The sequence below is a fragment of the Acinetobacter sp. ANC 4178 genome (genome assembly GCF_004331175.1).
In the GTDB taxonomy this organism is placed as follows: Bacteria; Pseudomonadota; Gammaproteobacteria; order Pseudomonadales; family Moraxellaceae; genus Acinetobacter.
The window spans coordinates 212,502-228,798 of the sequence record NZ_SJOD01000006.1; the positions used below are offsets into that span (position 1 = coordinate 212,502).

At 40.2% G+C, this 16,297-nt stretch carries 17 protein-coding genes and 1 tRNA gene; 10 read left to right on the forward strand and 8 right to left on the reverse strand.

Annotated elements, in window-relative coordinates:
• Nucleotides 1-5 precede the first annotated feature (5 nt).
• Entirely contained in the window at nucleotides 6-1,337 is a 1,332-nt protein-coding gene (locus E0H87_RS13695) for an APC family permease (protein ID WP_131324091.1), read from the reverse strand.
• A 97-nt stretch (nucleotides 1,338-1,434) separates the two neighbouring features.
• On the opposite strand from E0H87_RS13695, the gene E0H87_RS13700 reads away from it, so the two are divergent.
• Nucleotides 1,435-1,794, forward strand: a complete 360-nt coding sequence (locus E0H87_RS13700) for a helix-turn-helix domain-containing protein (RefSeq protein ID WP_131324092.1) — start codon at nucleotides 1,435-1,437, stop codon at nucleotides 1,792-1,794.
• 418 nt (nucleotides 1,795-2,212) lie between these two features.
• On the opposite strand, the gene E0H87_RS13705 is transcribed toward E0H87_RS13700, so the two are convergent.
• The 3 genes from E0H87_RS13705 to E0H87_RS13715 are packed head-to-tail and all read right to left on the reverse strand — an operon-like array spanning nucleotide 2,213 to nucleotide 4,210.
• Nucleotides 2,213-2,599 (reverse strand): DUF4870 family protein, encoded by a 387-nt coding sequence (locus E0H87_RS13705; RefSeq protein ID WP_131324093.1) that lies wholly within the window; start codon nucleotides 2,597-2,599, stop codon nucleotides 2,213-2,215.
• Nucleotides 2,600-2,630: 31 nt separating this feature from the next.
• Nucleotides 2,631-3,245, reverse strand: coding sequence for a DUF1294 domain-containing protein (locus E0H87_RS13710; RefSeq protein WP_131324094.1), 615 nt, complete (start codon nucleotides 3,243-3,245; stop codon nucleotides 2,631-2,633).
• A gap of 14 nt (nucleotides 3,246-3,259) precedes the next feature.
• On the reverse strand, nucleotides 3,260-4,210 hold the full coding sequence (locus E0H87_RS13715) for a homoserine kinase (RefSeq protein ID WP_131324095.1): 951 nt from the start codon (nucleotides 4,208-4,210) through the stop codon (nucleotides 3,260-3,262).
• 113 nt (nucleotides 4,211-4,323) lie between these two features.
• Here E0H87_RS13715 and hisF point away from each other — a divergent pair, with 113 nt between their 5' ends.
• The gene (gene hisF / locus E0H87_RS13720) at nucleotides 4,324-5,082 is read left to right on the forward strand and encodes an imidazole glycerol phosphate synthase subunit HisF (protein WP_131324096.1); all 759 of its coding nucleotides are present in this window, start codon (nucleotides 4,324-4,326) and stop codon (nucleotides 5,080-5,082) included.
• 236 nt (nucleotides 5,083-5,318) lie between these two features.
• On the opposite strand, the gene E0H87_RS13725 is transcribed toward hisF, so the two are convergent.
• Nucleotides 5,319-5,987 (reverse strand): sterol desaturase family protein, encoded by a 669-nt coding sequence (locus tag E0H87_RS13725; protein ID WP_131324097.1) that lies wholly within the window; start codon nucleotides 5,985-5,987, stop codon nucleotides 5,319-5,321.
• A 103-nt stretch (nucleotides 5,988-6,090) separates the two neighbouring features.
• Between E0H87_RS13725 and E0H87_RS13730 the strand changes: the two genes are divergently transcribed.
• Together E0H87_RS13730 and aqpZ are read left to right on the forward strand one after the other, a co-directional pair.
• Complete coding sequence (locus E0H87_RS13730) at nucleotides 6,091-7,098, forward strand: AraC family transcriptional regulator (RefSeq protein WP_131324205.1); 1,008 nt, start codon at nucleotides 6,091-6,093, stop codon at nucleotides 7,096-7,098.
• A gap of 126 nt (nucleotides 7,099-7,224) precedes the next feature.
• Entirely contained in the window at nucleotides 7,225-7,920 is a 696-nt protein-coding gene (gene aqpZ / locus E0H87_RS13735) for an aquaporin Z (RefSeq protein ID WP_131324098.1), read from the forward strand.
• Between the two features lie 51 nt (nucleotides 7,921-7,971).
• Here the strand turns inward: aqpZ and E0H87_RS13740 are convergent, their stop codons facing one another.
• On the reverse strand, nucleotides 7,972-8,217 hold the full coding sequence (locus tag E0H87_RS13740) for a hypothetical protein (protein WP_131324099.1): 246 nt from the start codon (nucleotides 8,215-8,217) through the stop codon (nucleotides 7,972-7,974).
• A 40-nt stretch (nucleotides 8,218-8,257) separates the two neighbouring features.
• The gene (locus tag E0H87_RS13745; RefSeq protein ID WP_131324100.1) at nucleotides 8,258-9,334 is read right to left on the reverse strand and encodes a DNA/RNA non-specific endonuclease; all 1,077 of its coding nucleotides are present in this window, start codon (nucleotides 9,332-9,334) and stop codon (nucleotides 8,258-8,260) included.
• 250 nt (nucleotides 9,335-9,584) lie between these two features.
• Between E0H87_RS13745 and E0H87_RS13750 the strand changes: the two genes are divergently transcribed.
• On the forward strand, nucleotides 9,585-10,046 hold the full coding sequence (locus E0H87_RS13750) for a hypothetical protein (RefSeq protein ID WP_131324101.1): 462 nt from the start codon (nucleotides 9,585-9,587) through the stop codon (nucleotides 10,044-10,046).
• A 95-nt stretch (nucleotides 10,047-10,141) separates the two neighbouring features.
• On the opposite strand, the gene E0H87_RS13755 is transcribed toward E0H87_RS13750, so the two are convergent.
• Nucleotides 10,142-12,019 (reverse strand): potassium transporter Kup, encoded by a 1,878-nt coding sequence (locus E0H87_RS13755; RefSeq protein WP_131324102.1) that lies wholly within the window; start codon nucleotides 12,017-12,019, stop codon nucleotides 10,142-10,144.
• Between the two features lie 121 nt (nucleotides 12,020-12,140).
• Here E0H87_RS13755 and E0H87_RS13760 point away from each other — a divergent pair.
• From E0H87_RS13760 to E0H87_RS13780, 5 genes are all read left to right on the forward strand, one after another.
• Nucleotides 12,141-12,231, forward strand: a tRNA-Ser gene (locus E0H87_RS13760).
• A 185-nt stretch (nucleotides 12,232-12,416) separates the two neighbouring features.
• Nucleotides 12,417-13,586, forward strand: a complete 1,170-nt coding sequence (locus E0H87_RS13765; RefSeq protein ID WP_131324103.1) for a tyrosine-type recombinase/integrase — start codon at nucleotides 12,417-12,419, stop codon at nucleotides 13,584-13,586.
• A gap of 192 nt (nucleotides 13,587-13,778) precedes the next feature.
• Entirely contained in the window at nucleotides 13,779-15,215 is a 1,437-nt protein-coding gene (gene dgt / locus E0H87_RS13770) for a dGTPase (protein WP_131324104.1), read from the forward strand.
• Nucleotides 15,212-15,784, forward strand: coding sequence for a hypothetical protein (locus tag E0H87_RS13775; RefSeq protein WP_131324105.1), 573 nt, complete (start codon nucleotides 15,212-15,214; stop codon nucleotides 15,782-15,784). The genes dgt and E0H87_RS13775 overlap by 4 nt, the downstream gene beginning before the upstream one ends.
• Nucleotides 15,785-15,969: 185 nt before the next feature.
• Nucleotides 15,970-16,293: a hypothetical protein gene (locus E0H87_RS13780; RefSeq protein WP_131324106.1), complete on the forward strand. Its 324-nt coding sequence runs from the start codon at nucleotides 15,970-15,972 to the stop codon at nucleotides 16,291-16,293.
• The last annotated feature ends 4 nt before the right edge of the window (nucleotides 16,294-16,297 follow it).

Here is a 16,297-nt window from a genome sequence, read left to right on the forward strand (position 1 = left end):
CGGGTCTAATACGCATTTTCGATCACAATATTTTGTCTTTTCAGTCTTTTATAGATAAATAGTGCGATACCGACAGCCAACCAAGAACATCCGAAGATCAAGGCATTACGCTCTAAATTCACCCAAAGCCCAATCATGACCATCACCGATAAAAGCGGCAGAATCAGGTTGAAAAATTTATTCTTCAAACCTTGTGTTTGTTTATCGCGCAAATAGAATTTGGCAAAGACCGAGAAATTTACTGCGGTAAAGGCAATTAAAGCACCAAAACTAATCATGCTCACCACCGTCGCTAACTCAAGGAAAATGGCAGACAGTGAAATCAGCCCGATGGTCAATACGGCATACAGTGGAGTACCCAATTTTGCATGCAATTGCCCAAACGTTGCTTTGGGGAAAATACCATCTTTAGCCATAATATGAATTAAACGTGAAGCACTGGCATGCGTCGCCAAACCTGACGCAAAGGTATTCATAATTTGGCCACACAAGAAAATGGCTTGGAATAAAGCGCCTCCCACATACAATACAATTTCAGGTAATGCTTCATCTGGTTTGTTAAAGCGTACATTGCTTGGGAAATACAATTGAATAAACCATGAAGCCGAGAAGAAGATAACTCCTCCCACCAATGTGGTGAGCAACACCGCACGTGGAATATTCTTTTTCGGATCTTTAGTTTCATGTGCCAATGTGGTCACGGCATCGAAACCCAAAAATGAAAAACACAGAATAGATGCACCCGCAATTAAAGGCAGAACTGTGGTATCACCATTAAATAGAGGTGCCAAGGTCAATACATGCGCATAACCTTGTTCTGAACCCACACCCTGAATAACCAGATAAATAAATACAATCATGAGCAAGAGTGGCAGAAATACAAAAAGCAGACTTAAATTTGCCAGAATATTGATGCGGAAGCAGTTAATCAGCGTCACGATGCCTGTAAATAACGTGACCCAGACCCAATACGGGACACTTGGAATCACCGCCTCTAAATAAATACCTGCCAGTAAAGCATTCACCAAAGGCAGTAAAAGATAATCCAACAGTGAACACCAACCGACAAAGAAGCCGGCTTTTGCCCCACAGGACTGAGCGGTGTAATTATAAGCTGAACCTGAATCTTCACTGATTCGACTGAAACGTGCGTAACTAAACGCAGTTAAGAGCATTGCAAATAGCGCCAAAATATAGGCGAGTGGCACTCGACCTTCGGTCACCCCCGAGACGATACCAAAGGTATCGAATACCACCATAGGGGTCATATAAGCCACACCAATAATAATGACTTGCCACAAGGACAACGATCTTAAAGAAACCTCTGTTCTTTTCATTTAAACTCCATTTACATATTTTATTTAACTTAATTATTTTTTTGCAACAACTATGCCATATAATATAAAAAATCTTATTTTAAAATGAGACAAGTTAATGCCTAGATACTCCGTTGAACTGCGTAAAGCTGCAATTCAAGCCTACAAGATAACCGACTACAAAGTAGCGGTATGCAAACAATTTAACATTTCCCGTGTCACCTTGGATGCTTGGATCAAGCTTGAAGAAGAAACGGGAGACCTTGTACCCAAGCCGAGTGAAAAGCGTGGTGCACCAAATCATATCAAGGATTGGAATAGCTTCCAAGTCTTTGTTAAAAAAACAAAATTTCAGAACATCAGTGATCTAGTTCCGCTTTTTGAACAAGAGTTTGGCTATGCAGTTTCGTATGCTGTTTTGGTCCGTGCAATTCATGTTTTGGGCTTGCGTCGACGCCGTGGTCGCTTCTATTGTTAATCAAGTTGTTAGGTTATTTTTTAAATAAAGCAACCTTACTTATTTAAAAAAATAACTGTACATATATGTAAAGTTAATTTATTAAAAATGTAAAATTCAATTATTAAAAAAGTAAAATTTAAAATATAAAAAAGTAAATTAAAATTATTAAAAACGTAAGCTTTAAAATATAAAAAAGTAAACTTTAGTTATTAAAAATGTAAATTATTTACTAGAAATATCAAAACTTTAAAACGATCATATAAAATCTAGACTCTAAAAAAGCCCAGCTTGGGGCACAGTACTGCCAAACTATGGTGCACTTGGTCTCAGAATCGGGCAAAAAAAAGAGTGGCAAATGCCACTCTTTTTCATTTGAGATTCTATCTCATTTCTGATCAAACCTCAGACTACAGATTTTTTGTTTAATATAAGCAATTCAAATCGGCTGATTGTCATTTAGGGTGATAATGCCGCGAATAGCACGATAGACAATCCAGATCCATGACAGCGCCATCACGCTAATGCAAAAGATGGTGCTGCCCAAGGCCACACCTGCAAATACGTCAGGGTTATTCCCTGTAAAGAACAAGAAAAAGAACGGGACAAACGCTATGACATTCCAGAACAAATACCACCAGAAACTACGAATTTGCCATAAAAAGTGACTCTCGAAGATTGAGCCACGCACATCATTCAGTTTGACATAGTTAATAATCAAGGCAATCAGCGCCAATAAGCCGCCTGTAAAAATCGCAATGATGTAAAGGACGTATAGAACCAGCGTTAAACTACGATTAGAATCTTGATCAATGGGTGTATTCATTTTTTCCCCCTTATTGTTGCAACGCTCTCCCTTAGATTGGCAAGCTATTTAAAGGAGAGATCAGCCATAAAATAAGTAATAGATTTAAAGCTATGGTACAGAAATACACCTTTCTAAAAGGTTGTTTTTGTGTTTTATGTCGCAGCTTTTGTTGTGCCAACCAAGCGGCGGGCCATCCGCCTAAGAAGGCTAAAATATGCAACGTCTGTTCAGATACACGACGCCCGCCCAATTGCGCGGCTTCTTTATCTTGCGCATAAAACCAATAACTGGCTGCATTCATTAGACAAATCAATAACAGCACTAAACCACTGAGCAATCCAGCAATCACCAAAACGGTCAAAACCACAAAGTACGCCATACATGCCAGTTGCATAACAGAATGCTTTTGTGGCGGAGTGGCTTTGGTTTTAGGCTTCACACCTGTTTGTGAGGCTTTTAAATAAGTGACCTGTTGTGCCCGAAAGCGCCCTTGCCCATCTAACAAGACAATATATTCCAAGGCACAGCCAACGATTGGACGCGGGCCAGGGCGTGCGAAGTCCTTAATATGTAAGAACACCCGCTCTTTATTGGTATCATTGGGTTGAATAAAGCCGTAGCCTTTATCATCAAACCATTCTACCAAACGTCCCTGATCTCGCATGTGATCTTCCTTATTTAACCATTTACAAATTTTAAGCGTTCAATCAGCATATTACGCATTTCTAAAGGGTTTTTCTGCAAAATGTCATCACCTGTACGCCCTTCAGCGGCGTTTTTCTGAGCCACTTGCAAACGCATCATCCAGAAACGTCCTGCTGCCATGGCCAAATACAGCTCTAAACAGGCTTTCTCATCTTCCGTGAGAGGACGCACCGTTTGATAGGCAGTAAGGAAGGCCAAGGCTTTTTCTTCATCTAAATGCACATCTGGATATTCAGTACAGAAGTCATTCAGAGTAATTGCGATGTCAAACAACAACTCATCTTTGTTCAATTCGTAAAAATCGAGAATACCTTTGAGTTGCTCCCCTTCAAATAAGGTGTTGTCACGGAACAGGTCCGAATGAATAAAACCTTTTGGTCGATCTGGATAAATCGCGGTCATGGCATCATACAAACCGAGCAATTCATTCAACAACACGGTATCTGCCGTGTTTAGCGTGGGTTTAATTTCACGTGACACCTGACGCCAATATTGATGGTTACGGTATTGGGCACGTTCAAGCGGAAAATCCTGCAAAGCCACATGCATTTTGGCTTGCGCCACCGCAATCGCTTCCACCTGTGCCACAGAGGCTGGCATCGGATGTTTACCCATTAAACGCGGTGCAATTTGGGCAGGCTTTTGTTTAATAAAGTGAATGGCTTGTCCTGAATGTTTTAACGGCACAGGCACAGCTAGACCTTGCTGTCCTAAATGTTCCAATACAGGCACAATTTCACCCGCCCCATGTTCATCCATTTCTTCAAATACGGTTAATACATATTGGCTTTGGTCTTCACAGACCAGAAAATAGTTTGTATTTTGAATACCTCCTTGAATGGGAATCAGGTCAATCACCTCTAATCCATAAGGTGCTGCGAAGTCCTGAACTTCCTTTAAAGTCAAAGTGGTATAAACCGACATAGAAAACCTGCGAAAAATCTTACATAAGTTTGATAGAATACCGTTTCAATCTGCCAAGGTGTAGCGCTTGTGTAGGTGAGATTCATAATCGGCTGTAATTATTGGAAAAAATTATGCTAGCTAAACGTATTATTCCTTGTCTCGACGTCGACAACGGTCGTGTGGTGAAAGGTGTACAGTTCCTTGATATTCGTGATGCAGGTGATCCTGTTGAAGTTGCCCGTCGCTATAACGAACAAGGTGCCGATGAAATTACCTTCCTTGATATTACTGCTACACATCATGGACGCGACACCACTTACCGTACGGTAGAACGTATGGCAGAAAGCGTGTTTGTTCCGCTTACAGTCGGTGGTGGTGTCCGTAAAGTCGAAGATATTCGCTTATTGCTCAATGCGGGCGCAGATAAAGTCAGCATTAACTCAGCAGCCATTTATAACCCTGAGTTTGTCCAAGAAGCCTCTCAACGCTTTGGTGCACAATGTATTGTGGTTGCGATTGATGCGAAAAGAACCGCAGAAAACAAATGGGAAATTTTCACCCACGGCGGTCGTAAAGAAACAGGGATTGATGCGATTGAATGGGCAGTGAAAATGGCCAACTTCGGTGCAGGTGAGCTTTTAATCACTTCAATGGATGCCGATGGGACCAAAGCAGGTTATGACCTTGGTTTAATGCGTGCCATTAATGACCGCGTGACCATTCCAACCATTGCTTCTGGTGGTGTAGGAACATTGCAACATTTGGCAGACGGTATTTTAAAAGGTGGGGCTGATGCCGTACTGGCGGCATCCATTTTTCACTTTGGACAGCATACTATTCCTGAAGCGAAGCAATATTTGGCAGCACAAGGCATTGAAATGCGCCTGTAAGCAGAGCAGGTATTTAATGGTCTAAAAGAGCGCCTAGAGCGCTCTTTTTTATATGCCTAATCTTCAATAAAAAAAGGAGTCTTGATGACTCCTGATATGCCAAGAAACTGAATTGCGCCTTGATTGGGTTCAATGGCTCAACACTTAAAATGACATGCACAGCTTTGTTGATCTGCAAATCAAGCAACCAATAAAAAGTTTTTAAATATCATCAAGTATGATGATTGCCACCAAAATCATTGAACCATTGCGACAGAATCTTGCTGCTGCACAGCTTCATTTGCCTCATTTTTTAATGCTAGCCCAGTCGTCATATTGTTTTTCTCTACCCATTTGGCAGGGAAATAACGTTGCGCCACTTGATTCAATCGCTTGGCGACCCCTTGTGGCAATGCAATGCCCAATGGATTCTGCTCTTGCAAATTCGCAGCCGAAATCACCCGTGTTCCCAATAAATAATCAAACCACGGCTTGGTCACACACCAGTTAGCATCCTGATTAGCATTCATATGATGATCATAATGCCACGGTATTTTCTTCATGGCCCATTCAGGTTCCAGATGCGCTCGACGATGGATGTAAAAATAATTACAGGCACTATATACCGCTGCCGCTGCCATCCCTTTTGATATCGGATAAAACAAGGCACTACTCACTCCTGCGGCAACCATCAAAGAGATGACTTCATTTTTAGTGCGCCAGTGCGGCAAGCCTTCTACATAACTATCATCATGAAATTGCTGTTTGCGGACTTCTCGATGATGCTCCCAATGTGATTTCATGCTTAAAGGCACTGGGCTATAACGAGGTTGACCCGCACGATGGGTACCATGTAACAGATATTTATGCGCGACCCATTCAAAACCATTGGCAACGACCAATCCTGCTAAAAATCCTTTCCACATAATCTATTTCTCCATTCATAGCTTGAATATAGAAAACTGAATGTGATAAATATTGACCATCCATACGCTTAATATTGACAAATCACGACAACAAAAACACATGATGCTCACCCTGAATGATTATACAGGCTCCGTCTATGGCGGACTGGGACACCTGCTGTATGCCTATAGCCAAGCCCAAGGTCTTGTGATTCAGCCGCAATTGCTGAAGGTGCAAAACCTCGAACGCTTTGACTATCGTATTTGGCATGAGTTATTGAATGAATTACAGCAACAAGTGCCTCATCCCGCTCTCGGTTTAGAAATTTCCACCTATGTACAAACGAAACATTTGGGTATTCTGGCTTATCTTGCCCTCGCCTGTGACACTTTGGGCGAAGCGCTCAGCCGTTATCATGACTTTCATCGGCTGATTTATGATGGAAGTCCACTGCAAATTAATCTATCTACCGATTACCTTGCCATTCGCTGGGGTGAATTACCACAGCATCTGACTACGCAACTCACCGACGAAATTGCGATTGCCTTAATGGTACAGTTCTTAAATCAGAATATGACCGAGCACCCTATTCAACTGCATGAAGTACATTTCCGTCATGCTGCTCCGAAAAATAGCCGACGCTATGAACAGTTTTTTCATTGTAAAGTGCGCTTTTCACAAACCGCGACTCAAGTTCTTCTGCCATTAAGCGAATTACAAAAGCCCTTACAACAAGGCGATCACACCTTACAGCAATTGTTAATGCAACAGGCACAGGCGCTGTTAAAGCAATTGCCACATTCGACCCAACTGGATCAGCGTCTCCAGCAAGCCATCTTGACAGGGCTACAGAAAAACCAATACCAAATTGAGGTGATTTCCCAACAGTTGAATATTTCAGTGCGGCAACTGCAACGTTATTTACAAGCTCAAGGCAGCACCTATCAACAACGTACTCAACAAGTGCGGCAAATGCTCGCAGAGCAATATTTACAAGACCCACATCTCAGCTTACAAGAAATTGCCTTGCTGTTAAGTTACTCCGAGCAAAGCGCTTTTCAACGTGCATTTAAACTCTGGACGGGACAAACCCCGCAACAGTTCCGCAAACAATATCTGCAATCCATCTGATGATAGATAAAAATAAGTACACTTTTTAATCATTTTTACATTGAGTCATCTTACATTTATCGTTAAAGATAGACTGTTGTGCTTTAGAACAAAAAATCATCATAACAAATAACACTGGAGATGAAGATGAATAAATATCTCGCCGAACTGCTCGGCACATTTTGGTTGGTCTTTGGTGGCTGTGGTAGTGCCATCTTTGCCGCAGCGTTTCCTGAACTTGGTATTGGTTTTGCGGGGGTTGCCCTCGCTTTTGGTTTAACCGTCTTAACTGGTGCTTATGCCTTTGGGCATATCTCTGGTGGACATTTTAATCCAGCGGTCAGTATTGGCTTATGGGTTGGACAACGTTTCGATGGCAAAGATCTGTTGCCTTATCTTGCCGCTCAAGTGATTGGCGCTATTTTGGCAGCTTTTGTGCTGTTCCTGATTGCACAAGGACAAGCTGGTTTTATGGGTACAGGGGCTTTCGCCAGTAATGGTTATGCGGAACTTTCCCCTGGAAAATATGGCTTGATTTCAGCACTCATTATAGAAGTGGTACTCACGGCATTTTTTCTGATCGTGATTATGGGAGCTACTGATAAACGAGCACCCGCAGGTTTCGCACCCATTGCCATTGGTCTCGCGCTAACGCTCATCCACTTAATCAGTATTCCTGTCACCAATACCTCCGTGAACCCAGCCCGAAGTACAGGCGTCGCCCTATTCGCAGAAACTGAAGCATTGCGACAATTGTGGTTATTCTGGCTTGCCCCAATTGTAGGAGCCATCCTCGGCAGCTTAATGTATAAATTTGTTGCACAAGGTAAAACATCATCTTAAAGAAAAGCCAGTCGATCCTCAGTTCGACTGGCTTCCTTAAAATTTGAGCATTTATAAAAAGGGGTTTTCCACTTCCTGAGTCGCCGCATGAATAATTTGTTCTGGCAAATCGGTTTCTGCTTCCAACTTTGCCACAATCGCATTTAAATAGGCCTGCAAGGCTTTTGCTGCGGCCAAACCTGCCTGATCTTTAGCAATTTGCAAATTGCCATAAATATTGACCCGATCGCATTGATTTTCTAGGGTTAAATCATGAATTGCATGTGATTCTGTGCCATTTTCAAAAGGTTTGAACATCGTCACCTCGCAGCCAATACTTCAAATGGATAGGTATTTTCTATTTCACCAATTGCAACATATACTGCAATAACGCCTCAATCAACTGTTTCACAATCGCTTCTTGCGTATCTGCATCTAAACTTGGTTTCGAACTTGCAGTGGATTTACTACTACCTGAGCTAAAGCTTTGTTGCGCCGCTTTGATCTGTTCTGCGGATACATCTTCTGCACACTGGCTCTCTGCGTCCCAATGCGAATAGGCTATTTGTTGTTTGGCTTTGACTGCACTTGCGGTCAGTGGCAACTGATAGGTATTACGCTTTTGCTCTTCGGTCAATTGAGGGAATAAATTAACGCCAATTTGTTCTTCCAAATAACATACGCTAACAATTTTGACTTCTTGTGAATTATTGTTGGGTGCGTAATACACGCCAATGGCTCCCGTTTTTGGAATATACACCGCCTTATACACGGCAGTCGGCACCATAATGCCTTGTCCAATCACTTTTAATTTTTTGCTGGTAAAGGTTGGGCCCGTGACCACATACACATCGGTCTGGTGTTTGGTCACAATGGCACGTGTCGCTTCTTCCAGTTTACGCCATACTTCCTGATTATTTTTAGGAGCCTGTGGCACCATATTCGCCAAAGAGAAACTGTCGAATTGCGAGGCCTTATTCGGCATATCGGCATTCGGAGCCATATGCCCACGGTCATAGCCTGAGCCACGATAATCCGACAAGGTGGCACGATATTGCGCAGGAATCCGCTCCTCTTCGTGGAAGCTGTCTTCACGTGGAATTTTCTGACTTAAACGCTCTGGTGTTAAAGCTTCTGCCACCCAAAGCGGCGTTTTCGAAACGCCTGAATACATCACATTAAAACCGTTAAAACACAAAGCATGGCTCTGCTTTTGGAGGCTTTCTTTGTTTAAATAAGGGGGAACATCTCGATAAAACTGATCTAGACAAGCCGAATTCGAAGTATTGGGTAAAGATAAAAACTGGCTAATTCGCTCTTGTCCAAAGGCAATGGCAAAACTGCCTGCGGCAACCACTCCCAACACAACTTTTGAACTGTGCTGATTAAAAAACCACGGAAAGGATTGCTTTGAACTACGTTTTTTACTGGCCATTACTTTATCAAACGACTGATTTTGCAGGAGCTTAACAAAGCCCTTCTGTAGAAGTATATGTTCCTATGTTTGATCGCTTAACAATTCAACAAAATCGTGACAAGCAAGTAGCGCTTGTAACAAATTGTCTGATTTCGTCAGGCTTTTGAATAGCTTATCAATGCAATTGGGTAGATTCGATTGTCAGCCCGATTTTGAATGTGCCAAGGTAATACCACACAGAACAGTCACAATAAATCATGGAGTCATGATGTCTTCACATAATTTAATTTCAGCAACAGTTTTAGCCTCTGGATTATTACTTGGCTTCAGCAGCGTCAGTGCATTTGCAGAACCTGCCGTAGAAGCAGGCGAAACCTTGGAAAGCTTGTCACAAGCCAAGATTAGCACCACGATTAATGGACAACCAGGATCCATTCAAGACTTAATACAATCTGGACAAGTACGTTTGGTGAATACCGATAATAATCCTACAGCATCCAGTATGAGCGCAGCTCCAAATAGTGCAATCGAGGATGCATCCGCAGCCGTACCGAATCAAGCCACTCCCCCAGCACTACAATTAAGCTCTTCCGCGAGCCAGCCAATCAATAGTCCAGATACAGACGTCACTCCTAACCTGCCACAATCGGAGCAAAATCTTGAAGCACAGCCAATGCCAGCCCCTTCAGAACAGATGCCTACTGATGCTCCAACCGAAGTCGCACAATAATTAACCCTACTGCACAAATATTTTAATCCGCATAAAAAAACCAAGGACTAGGCCTTGGTTTTTTTAGCGCTTAGACTGATGAAAGCATGAAATGATCAGATTTCAATTTGACTGCCCAACTCCACCACACGATTCGGTGGAATTTGGTAAAAGTCGCTGACTGGGCTGGTGTTGCGCTGCATTGAAATAAACAACTTTTCACGCCACGGCGCCAAGCCATCCCCGACAGTACTAATAATACGTTCACGCGAAACAAAGAAGCTGATTTGCATTAAATTGTATTCGAGTTCTATCGCTTGATAGACCGCTTCCAATGCCATTGGAATATTCATTTCATCTTTAAAGCCGTAGAACAATTCTACGCGATAAAAATGCTGATTCATGGTTTCCACATGGAATCGATCTTGGTCTGCAACATAAGGCACATCCTGAATTTTTACGGTCAGAATGATGTTCTTTTGATGTAAGACCTTATTGTGCTTCATGTTGTGTAACATGGCATGTGGCACAACAGTTGGGGTCCCTGTTAGGAAGACCGCCTCACCTTCGACCCAGTTTGCCTGCTCACCAATACTCTGCACAAATAAATCGAGCGGAAGCGTATCTTGTTGTAACTTGGAAAAAGTCAGTTCACGACCATCTTTCCACGTCATTAAGAGCAGAAATGCAATCCCGCCAATCAATAACGGCACCCAACCACCGGACAGAACTTTGAGCGAAGTGGCGCTCACTAGAACCAAATCCAGCAATAGAAATGGTGTAATCAGTAATGCTAGTTTTGGCTTACTCCATTTCCATGTATATCGAATAAACACTGCGATCAATAAGGTATCGCAGAACATGGTCATGGTCACAGCCAAACCGTAAGCATGGGATAAACGCGAACTGGTTTGGAAGATGAGAATTAAAACAATAATCGCTGCGAGCAAAATCCAGTTCAGTAAAGGTACATAAATCTGCCCTTGTTCCGAATCTGAAGTGTGCTTAATGCTTAAACGTGGCAGATACCCCAATTGAATGGCTTGGCGTGCCAAGGAAAACACCCCTGAAATCACCGCTTGAGAGGCAATAACCGCAGCCATGGTTGCCAAGAAAATCATTGGGTACAGCGCCCATTCTGGCACCAATAAATAAAATGGATTTTCAATGGCATTCGGATCACGCAGTAATAATGCGCCTTGCCCTGCATAGTTAAGCAATAAACAAGGTAAAACCACCACAAACCATGCCAAACGAATTGGAACAGGTCCGAAATGCCCCATATCGGCATATAAAGCTTCACCACCTGTTACGGTTAACACCACCGCACCCATGATAAAAAATGCCATCATCGGGTTAGTAATAATAAAGTGGATGGCCCAATGCGGACTCAGCATCCCCAAAACCAAAGGGGTTTGAATAATGCTAGAGATACCTAATAGTCCAAGGGCAAAAAACCATAATAAGGTGAGTGGGCCAAAAAACTTACCAACAAAAGCTGTGCCATATTTTTGCATCACAAACAAAGCGGTCACGATACTAATGGCAATGGGCACAATATAAGGATCTAGTGCATCGGTTGCGATGGACAAGCCTTCGACTGCGGACAACACTGAAATGGCAGGGGTAATAATGCCATCACCAAAAAACAGCGAGGCACCAATAAAGCCAATGGCAATCAATAATAATTTTTTGCGATCACTAAAATTGGTATTGCGTAAATTCAGGGCAAGCAAAGCCATAATGCCGCCCTCACCATTGTTATCTGCACGCATGACAATTGCGACATATTTGATGGTAATGACCAATGTCATTGTCCAAAAGATAATCGACAAAATACCCAAAACATTCTCGGGGTTAATCACTAATCCATGCGCAGCATGAAAAGATTCTTTAAGTGCGTAGAGTGGACTGGTTCCGATATCCCCAAACACAACCCCTAATGCTGCCAAGGTAATCGCAGGCAATGCGGCTTTTTTTGCAGAACTTTGCATAAGCTTGTCTTCAATTATCGACACTATTTTTGCGAATCATATCATTGAGCTAAAACTTTTGCTCGAATTCAATTGTTTCACCTTGTCGATGGCTATGTTTTTCGATATTATCCTCCGCCATGGTGAAGTGTCCGAGTGGCTGAAGGAGCACGCCTGGAAAGTGTGTAAACGTTTATAGCGTTTCGAGGGTTCGAATCCCTCTTTCACCGCCAAATTTAATTCTTATGCAGTCCCATAAGATCTAAAAAGGCTTAAACTGTAACGGTTTAAGCCTTTTTTATGTCCAATCATATCTAACAGCATCTATTGAAATCCTGTATATATTGGGGGTATAAATGGGGGTAAGTATTTATACCCCTATTTTTATACCCCCAAATACACTCTAGGACATGCTGTCATGCTTACAGATGTAAAAATAAGAAAGATCAAACCATTAGAAAAGAAAACACGATATTCTGATGAGAAAGGTATGTACTTAGAAGTCACACCTTCAGGTGGTATGTATTGGCGGATGAAATTTCGATTTCATGGCAAAGAAAATATTTTCAGTATTGGTACATATCCTGAAACCTCACTTGCACAGGCACGCCGTACTAGAGATGAAGCTCGATTAAAGCTTAAAGATGGGATTAATCCCAATGAAGAAAAAAAGCAGAAAAAACAACAAGCCGATGAAAGTATTCTTTTCAAAGCACTTGCTATGGAATGGATGGAAGATCGTAAGCCCGTCATTAAAGAAGGCACATATTTACGTGACTTATCTGTATTTGAAAAAGATCTTTTCCCAGCATTAGGACATATGCCTATTGATCAGATTAAAGGTAAAGATGTCCTTGCTTGTGCTAAACAAATTGAAGCTCGTGGTGCTCAAGAGATGGCAAAGCGCTCTATTCCTTTAGCTGGGCGTATCTTCCGTTATGCCATTCGTAAGGACCTGATTGAAAATGACCCTACCCCTCACCTTCAAGAAGCACTCAAGCCTCGTAAAGTAAAACATATGGCTCGCTTAGATATTTCTGAGTTCCCACCTTTCTTAGAGCGTATGGATCGTTATCACGGCAATATCCTTGTTAAGACAGCTTTACAGTTCATGACACTCACTTTCGTAAGAACTGCAGAGCTCATTAACATGGAATGGAATGAGATTGATTTTGATAATCAGTTATGGAGAATTCCTGCATATAAGATGAAAATGGCTCTACCTCATATTGTTCCTTTATCAAGACAAGCTATTGAACTCATTAAAGGCTTACAGCCTCTCACAGGTAACAAGCAATTTGTTTTTTATAATCACAGTTCTGCAAAACCACTAAGTAATAATGCTCTGTTAAGTGCCATTCGAACGATGGGCTACACAGGTAAAATGACGGGGCATGGATTTCGTGGACTCGCATCTACAACCCTACATGAGCAAGGCTATATGCATGATGCAATTGAAATACAGTTAGCGCACACAGTTGGTAACGCTGTATCTCAAGCGTATAACCATGCGCAGCATCTAGAATACAGAACAAAAATGATGCAGGAGTGGGCTGATTTTATTGATAATTTGAGGGGGAAAGTATGACTTTATTACAATTCAAATACCCGTATAACTCAAAAATAATATTTTAATTAATGTGTTAGAAACTTATTGCGAATAAAGATTTGATAACGTGCTTTTCTATTACATCTCTAATAAGCTTCATGTTTCTTTTTGTTAAGAAGCTGATTCTCTGCTAAAGTGCGTAAATAATATTCATTACTAAAGTAAAATTTGATGGAAAACATATCTGAAAATATAAATAAATTATTATCTTTTATTCAGCCAGTACGTCTAAGAAAAACATCTAAAGTCTCTGAAACTCTTTTAGAAGCAACAGAAAGTGATAAAGGACGCGTCATCAATTCACCAGCTTTTCGCCGACTACAACAAAAAGCTCAAGTATTCCCTTTAGAAGCAAATGCATCTGTCAGGAGCAGACTAACACATTCTATTGAAGTTGCTCATATCGGTTGCTATATTGCCCAAGAAATTCTTTATAAAATCCAGAAGGAATATAAAGTAGAAGGCTTAGACTTTGAAAAGATGACATCTTTTGTAAATACAGTTGAAACAGCTTGCTTGTTACATGATATTGGCAACCCTCCATTTGGACATTTAGGTGAAGCTGCAATTAGGCAATGGTTTAAAAAACAAATTGATAATTATAAAAATAACCTAGGCCAATGCATGTTTAAAGAGTTATCTAGCAATATTAATAACCTAGATCTTCATAAATTTGATGGTAATCCTCAAGGTTTCCGCTTAATAAGATTATTAAGTGGAAATGATGAATTCGGTTTAAACTTAACGTGCTCTTTACTTTTATCAACAGTTAAGTACCCATATACCATTGATAAAATACAAAATAATGAAAAAATTGGAATTTTTAAGCTTTGCTATCCAAGCTATCAAGAAGCCTGTAAAAAAATCAATTGGCCGGAAGGAAAACACTTCCCACTTAAAAATATTATGGATACAGCTGATTTTATTGCCTATTCGATGAGTGATCTAGAAGATGCTATTGAGAAACAGATTGTCACAGAGAAACAAATTATTAGTCATTTCATTGAGTTCTTTAACAGAAATAAAGAAATTGATGCCAGCTCAATATTTAACGTAGACAAATTAAGTCATGAACAACTTAATTTTTTAAAGTTTAAAACGTGTATTATAAATACTGCCGCAAAAGAAGCTGCCACAAAATTTTGTTCAAATTTAAGCTCATTATTAGATGGGACAGATAATATAGAGCTTATAGAGAAAAATACAGACATCCATAAAATTCTAGATGAAGTATTCGATTATGCTAAGAAAAATATCTACTGCCATGAGTCAGCTGAAAAAATTGAACTCGCAGGGCGAAATATTATACAAGGCCTTTTAAATCACTGCGAAATTTTGATGTGCTTATCTGAAGATAAATTCAATTGTTTACTTAAATACCCTGAAAAAAGCATGCTCTCCCCTAAAAAGTTAGGGCTCGACTTTGAATTGCGTCTATTAAGACGCTTGCCAAAGAATCATATTAAGAAATATATTCTATCAGTGGAAGCAGACCCATCAAATGAAATCATTTATAGAGCACACTTAATCGTCGATTATATTTCAGGAATGACCGATGATTTTGCCTTAGAAATGTATCAGTTATTAGAAGGCATCAGAATTCAATGATTAATACAGATCACCCTTATTTTTTCATTAACAGTCTTTTAGATAGTGAATCGACATATTCACTATCTAAATATACTTATCTACCCGATTCTTTATCTGATGATAGAATTATTAATACTATATCAGGTGAAAATTTTTCAATAGATTATGTTAACTCCATATTGAAAAGTTTAAAAGAAGATCAAGAACTTGCATTCCATTCTTTAGTTAAAACCAAAAGTAGGAAAATATACCATATTCCAATGATAGATTTTGCTACCTCAAGGTTAGATAGAGAGGTTTATTATCGGTTAAAAAATTTTATAGATTACAAGATACTTTCAGATATGACATTTTATAGCACAGGTAACTCATTTCATGCTTATTCGTCTAAACTTTTAACCCATAAAGAATGGCTTAAATTTATGGGATCATTATTATTGGTCAACCCATCAAACTCATCCTTAAAAATTATTGATAATAGATGGATTGGGCATCGTATAATGAGCGGATTTTCCTCATTAAGATGGTCAAACAATTCTGGAATATATAAAACCCTTCCAAAGAAAACCACTTTTGACTTACTTTAATTCAAAATAATTAACAACCATCCCAAACTATAGCCAGTTGGTTATACTCAAAATTTTTAAAAAAAATAGAGTCTATAATCATCGTTTTATAAACTATGAAAATTTAACACCTTGCTTTACAAGAAATAAATAATTAAACTAAAATTTAAATAATTTTTATACAAGAAATCAAAGGGTAACGTAATATGTCAGGTTCAGGTGGTGGGGGCGGAACGCCAATTCCAGATTTCCAATCTTGTGAAGATTTAACAATTAATGTTCAACTCAGCTCACCCAAAGAAGCTATCGTTTCAAAATTAACAGAAGGTGATATTTTAAGAATTGGCTTTGAATCAAATAATATCACTACTGTATATGCTTTCTATGAGGATGATATTGCTGGCGGTATTGCTGCCCCAGTTATAGGAAAATTACGTGAATGCTTACGTAGTGGCACGAAATATCAAGGAAGAGTATTAGTAGTCAATCAAGGACAAGTGCGAGTTAAAATAACAGCAATTAAACACTAAAAAA

What these genes read in the sequence shown, in the direction of transcription:
- E0H87_RS13695 (WP_131324091.1), bottom strand. Translation starts at nt 1,337, where the DNA reads ATGAAAAGAACAGAGGTTTCTTTAAGATCGTTGTCCTTGTGGCAAGTC.
- E0H87_RS13700 (WP_131324092.1), top strand. Translation starts at nt 1,435, where the DNA reads ATGCCTAGATACTCCGTTGAACTGCGTAAAGCTGCAATTCAAGCCTAC.
- E0H87_RS13705 (WP_131324093.1), bottom strand. Translation starts at nt 2,599, where the DNA reads ATGAATACACCCATTGATCAAGATTCTAATCGTAGTTTAACGCTGGTT.
- E0H87_RS13710 (WP_131324094.1), bottom strand. Translation starts at nt 3,245, where the DNA reads ATGCGAGATCAGGGACGTTTGGTAGAATGGTTTGATGATAAAGGCTAC.
- E0H87_RS13715 (WP_131324095.1), bottom strand. Translation starts at nt 4,210, where the DNA reads ATGTCGGTTTATACCACTTTGACTTTAAAGGAAGTTCAGGACTTCGCA.
- hisF (WP_131324096.1), top strand. Translation starts at nt 4,324, where the DNA reads ATGCTAGCTAAACGTATTATTCCTTGTCTCGACGTCGACAACGGTCGT.
- E0H87_RS13725 (WP_131324097.1), bottom strand. Translation starts at nt 5,987, where the DNA reads ATGTGGAAAGGATTTTTAGCAGGATTGGTCGTTGCCAATGGTTTTGAA.
- E0H87_RS13730 (WP_131324205.1), top strand. Translation starts at nt 6,091, where the DNA reads ATGCTCACCCTGAATGATTATACAGGCTCCGTCTATGGCGGACTGGGA.
- aqpZ (WP_131324098.1), top strand. Translation starts at nt 7,225, where the DNA reads ATGAATAAATATCTCGCCGAACTGCTCGGCACATTTTGGTTGGTCTTT.
- E0H87_RS13740 (WP_131324099.1), bottom strand. Translation starts at nt 8,217, where the DNA reads ATGTTCAAACCTTTTGAAAATGGCACAGAATCACATGCAATTCATGAT.
- E0H87_RS13745 (WP_131324100.1), bottom strand. Translation starts at nt 9,334, where the DNA reads ATGGCCAGTAAAAAACGTAGTTCAAAGCAATCCTTTCCGTGGTTTTTT.
- E0H87_RS13750 (WP_131324101.1), top strand. Translation starts at nt 9,585, where the DNA reads ATGTCTTCACATAATTTAATTTCAGCAACAGTTTTAGCCTCTGGATTA.
- E0H87_RS13755 (WP_131324102.1), bottom strand. Translation starts at nt 12,019, where the DNA reads ATGCAAAGTTCTGCAAAAAAAGCCGCATTGCCTGCGATTACCTTGGCA.
- E0H87_RS13765 (WP_131324103.1), top strand. Translation starts at nt 12,417, where the DNA reads ATGCTTACAGATGTAAAAATAAGAAAGATCAAACCATTAGAAAAGAAA.
- dgt (WP_131324104.1), top strand. Translation starts at nt 13,779, where the DNA reads ATGGAAAACATATCTGAAAATATAAATAAATTATTATCTTTTATTCAG.
- E0H87_RS13775 (WP_131324105.1), top strand. Translation starts at nt 15,212, where the DNA reads ATGATTAATACAGATCACCCTTATTTTTTCATTAACAGTCTTTTAGAT.
- E0H87_RS13780 (WP_131324106.1), top strand. Translation starts at nt 15,970, where the DNA reads ATGTCAGGTTCAGGTGGTGGGGGCGGAACGCCAATTCCAGATTTCCAA.